General features: G+C 72.5%; 4 protein-coding genes and 1 pseudogene. 3 read left to right on the forward strand and 2 right to left on the reverse strand.

The window, feature by feature from the left end:
- Positions 1 to 1091: transcription termination factor Rho (gene rho / locus ACWEN3_RS42745; protein ID WP_452983037.1), on the reverse strand; the 1091-nt coding region annotated here is incomplete at its 3' end.
- A gap of 339 nt (positions 1092 to 1430) precedes the next feature.
- On the opposite strand from rho, the gene ACWEN3_RS42750 reads away from it, so the two are divergent.
- On the forward strand, positions 1431 to 2687 hold the full coding sequence (locus tag ACWEN3_RS42750; protein ID WP_452983040.1) for a cytochrome P450 family protein: 1257 nt from the start codon (positions 1431 to 1433) through the stop codon (positions 2685 to 2687).
- Between the two features lie 136 nt (positions 2688 to 2823).
- Here the strand turns inward: ACWEN3_RS42750 and ACWEN3_RS42755 are convergent, their stop codons facing one another.
- The gene (locus ACWEN3_RS42755) at positions 2824 to 3222 is read right to left on the reverse strand and encodes a nuclear transport factor 2 family protein (protein WP_452983043.1); all 399 of its coding nucleotides are present in this window, start codon (positions 3220 to 3222) and stop codon (positions 2824 to 2826) included.
- 71 nt (positions 3223 to 3293) lie between these two features.
- Here ACWEN3_RS42755 and ACWEN3_RS42760 point away from each other — a divergent pair, with 71 nt between their 5' ends.
- On the forward strand, positions 3294 to 3857 hold the full coding sequence (locus ACWEN3_RS42760; protein ID WP_452983045.1) for a PadR family transcriptional regulator: 564 nt from the start codon (positions 3294 to 3296) through the stop codon (positions 3855 to 3857).
- A 4-nt stretch (positions 3858 to 3861) separates the two neighbouring features.
- Positions 3862 to 4120, forward strand: a pseudogene (locus ACWEN3_RS42765) (hypothetical protein); the annotation flags it as partial.

A 4120-nucleotide genomic window follows, 5' to 3' on the forward strand; every position in this document is an offset into this window, starting at 1 on the left:
GGGGTTTGGGTTGTTGGTGTGGTGGGTGTGGTTCGTCTGCTGCTGGTTTCCCGCGTTGGGGGGTGTGTTGTCGGGCGTGGTTGCGCGCATCGGTGTGGGGTGAGCAGGAGTTCCTCGCGGCGGGTGCCGGTGCCGTCGAGGTCCACGGCGGGGAAGACACGGCGGCCGGCCAGTTCCCGGTCCAGCCGCAGTTCCATGTTGCCCGTGCTCTTCAGCTCCTCGAAGAAGTAGCCGTCGGCACGGGAGCCGGTGTCCACCAGCGCGGTGGCCAGGATGGTGAGCGAGCCGCCCTCCTCGGCCGCGCGAGCGGCGCCGAAGAACCGCTTGGGCCCGAGCAGGGCGCCCGCGTCCACGCCGCCGCTCAGGGTGCGGCCGCCGGCGGCGGAGGCGTTGTTGTGCGCCCGGCACAGCCGGGTCAGCGAGTCCAGCAGGACGACGACGTCCTCGCCGGCCTCGACCATGCGCTTCGCCCGCTCGACGACGAGTTCGGCGAGGGCGATGTGCTCCTTGGCCGGCCGGTCGAAGGTGGAGGCGTACACCTCGCCCCGTACCGAGCGGCGCATCTCGGTGACCTCCTCCGGACGCTCGTCCAGCAGGAGGACCATCAGGCGGCACTCGGGGTGGTTACCGGCCACGGCGGCGGCCAGCTGCTGGAGCAGCACCGTCTTGCCGCTCTTCGGCGGGGCCACGATCAGGCCCCGCTGGCCCTTGCCGACGGGGGCGAAGAGGTCGCAGACGCGTCCGGCCGCTCCGGCCGCCGGGTGCTCCAGGCGCAGGCGCCGGTGCGGGTGGAGCGGGGTCAGGTCGCCGAAGTGGCGGCGGCCCCTCAGGTCCGCGGGGGCGTGTTCGTCGACGCGTGTGATGTCGGCCAGGGCGCGTTGGGCGCCCCGGACGCCCTCGACCCGATCGCCCCTGCGCAGTCCGTAGCGGCGGATCAGCGCGGGCGGAACCTGCGGGTCGGCGGGGGAGGGCAGGAGGTTCGCGGGCCGCAGGTGCCCCTTCCCGTGCGCGTCGATGTCGAGGACACCGGTGACGAGCCGGGCGGCGGGAGCCTGTTGGGCCACGGGAGTGTGTTCGAGTGTGGTGGTCATGGATGGAGTCCTTTCGAGGACGGTGCAAAGCGGAGGGAAGGGGGGTGAGGCCGCGAGCGGGAGGCGGGCACAGCTGCCTCCGGGCGGCGGGCACGGCACCTCGGGGTACGGCGAGAACGCGCAGGTCACGAGGTGGTGCCGAGGAGAAGCCCGGGCCGGTCGAGAGCCTCGGCCGGGGGCTGGGGAGAGAACGGCGACATCGGTGCCGGTACATGGGGCACTCGCATGCGCTGATCGCACTATACCCGTGCGTCCGCATCGGTCAACATGATGACGTCCGTGGATGTTCCCGCCCCGGGCCACGACCGTCCCGTTGCCGTACGACCGTCAGGAGACCCGGTGGAGAACTCCCCCGTCAGGCCCCCGCACCGCCTCGAACCCTCCGGTGGCTGTCCGCACGCCCTCAACGCGCGGCTGCTGGCCGGCGGGGCCGTGGCCCCGGTGGAACTCCCCGGCGGGATCGAGGGGATGGCCGTGCTCGGGCACGAGGCGCTCAGGGAGTTCCTCCAGCACCCCGAAGTCGCCAAGAACGCACGTCACTTCACCGCGCTGCGCGAAGGGCGGGTCGGCGCCGGCTGGCCGCTGCTGACCTTCGCGACCGTGCCGGGCATGACCACCGCCGACGGCGCCGACCACCGGCGGCTGCGCGGCCTGGTGAGCCGCGCGTTCACACCCCGGCGCATCGAGGAACTGAGGCCGCGCGTCGAGGAGTTGACCGAGTCACTGCTCGACGACCTTGGCCGGGCCGCCGACGAGGGTGACGGCGAGGCCGATCTGCGGCGGCACTTCGCGATGCCGCTGCCGATGGGGGTCATCAGCGAACTCCTGGGCGTGGGAGCCGAGTTCCAGGACCGGCTGCACCGCCTCAGCAGCCAGGTCGTGGCCACGGACATCGGGCCCGCCGAGGTCATCGCCGCCAACCGCGAACTGGTCGCCGTCCTCGGCGAGATCGCCGCGGCGAAGGCCGCAGACCCCGGGGACGACCTCACCGGCGCGCTCATCACCGCCCGCGACGAGGGCGGCGACCGGCTCAGTCACGAGGAGCTGATCGGCACCCTGGTCCTGATGATCATCGCCGGGCACGAGACCACCCTCAACCTGATCACCAACGCCGTACGCGCCCTGTGCGGCCACCGCGACCAACTGGACCTGGTGCGCATGGGAGCGGCGAGCTGGGCCGACGTGGTGGAGGAGACCCTGCGCTGGGACGCGCCGGTCAGCTACTTCCCGTTCCGCTATCCGGTGCGGGACCTGACCGTCGACGGCACGCCGATACCCGCCGGCACCCCCGTGCTCGCCGGCTACTCGGCCGCCGGCCGGGACCCGGCCGCGCACGGCCCCGACGCCGAACGGTTCGACGTCACCCGCCCCGCCCGGCCCGACGCCGTACGCCACCTCTCCCTCGGGCACGGCGCCCACTACTGCCTCGGCGCCCCGCTGGCGCGGCTGGAGGCCACGGTGGCACTGGAACGGCTCTTCACCCGCTTCCCCGCCCTCGCCCTGGCCGTCCCCGAGACGGAACTGGCCCCGCACGCGGGGTTCGTCGGCAACAGCGTGCGCGGCCTGCCGGTACGCCCCACGCCCGCCCGGGGCTGAGCGCATGTGCGCTCCCTCGCGACCGTCGGCCTGTCCGCAAGGACCGGGGCGGGGGAGTGGACCGAGGCCGGGACCGGGGCCTTCGGCGGGATCGGCACCCCGACGGTGGCCTGACCCGGCGGTGGAGGCGCGCCGTTCACGCCGAGCGCGCCTCCGCCTCCTTCACGATCTGCTCGAAGCGCGCGCCCATGGCCTCGGCGAGGGCCTGCGCGCCCGAGAGTGGGCGGACCATCACCATGAAGTCGTCGATCAGGCCCTCCTCGTTCACGTGCAGGAAGTCGCAGCCGGTCAGCTCCCGGTCGCCCACCCGTGCCGTGAACACCAGCGCGTGCTCGGCGCCGGCCGGGTCGCCGATCTCCCGGACGTACCGGAAGTCCTCGAACACCTGGGAGACCGCGCGCAGGATCGCCGCGGTGATCGGCTTGCCCGGGTACGGCTTGAAGACGGCCGGGCTGGTGAACACCACGTCGTCGGCCAGCAGCGCCTCGGCGGCGGCCATGTCCCCGGCCTCGACCGCCTCGCGGAACGCGCGCATCGGATCACCTCGATAGTCAACTAATTGAATAGGTGCGGATGAGATTAATCAACGACTGCTAGCCTGTCCATATGTCGCTCAGGTACGCCGTCCTGGCCGCCCTCCTGGAGGGGGAGGCCTCGGGCTACGAACTGTCGAAGGTGTTCGACGTCTCGCTCGCGAACTTCTGGCCCGCCACCCCGCAGCAGCTCTACCGGGAGCTGGAGCGCCTGGCACAGGACGGTCTCGTCCGGGCCCGGACGGTGGAGCAGGAACGGCGGCCGAACAAGCGGATGTTCACGCTCACCGAGGCCGGCCGGGCGGAGCTGATCGCGTTCGCCGCCGAGCCGCCGAGGCGGCCCACCGCCGTCCGCGACGAGCTCCTCATCAAGATCCAGGCGATGGACGGCGGCGACCCGGAGGTCACCCGCGCCCTGATCGAGGAGCGCAGGGGCTGGGCACGCGGGAAACTGGACCGCTACCGGCGGGTGCGTGAACGCCTCCTCGACGGGCGCACCGAGGAGGAGCACCTGCGCACCGCCGAGCGCGTCGGGCCGTATCTGACCCTGATGGCCGGGATCGCCTTCGAGGAGGAGAACCTGCGCTGGTGCGAGCGGGTGCTCACGGTCCTGAAGCAGCGCGTGGCACTGGGCTGACGAGATGTTCGGACCGGAAGGCCCCACGCTGCGCGAACTCGCCGTACAGGCGCTGTCGTCGGTCGAGCACGGCTACGACCTGCTCGCCCCCAAGTTCGACCACACGCCCTTCCGGACATCCGACGTGGTGCTCGACTCGGTGGCGGAGGCGCTCGCCGGCCTCGGCCCGTTCGAGGACGGGCTCGACCTGTGCTGCGGCACCGGGGCGGGGACCGGGCTGCTGGCCGGGGTGTCCCACATCGAGATGGCCAAGCGGCACGGCA

The sequence above is a fragment of the Streptomyces sp. NPDC004561 genome (genome assembly GCF_053602155.1).

Coding starts and splice junctions, on each gene's coding strand:
- ACWEN3_RS42755 (WP_452983043.1), bottom strand. CDS start 3,222: ATGCGCGCGTTCCGCGAGGCGGTCGAGGCCGGGGACATGGCCGCCGCC.
- ACWEN3_RS42760 (WP_452983045.1), top strand. CDS start 3,294: ATGTCGCTCAGGTACGCCGTCCTGGCCGCCCTCCTGGAGGGGGAGGCC.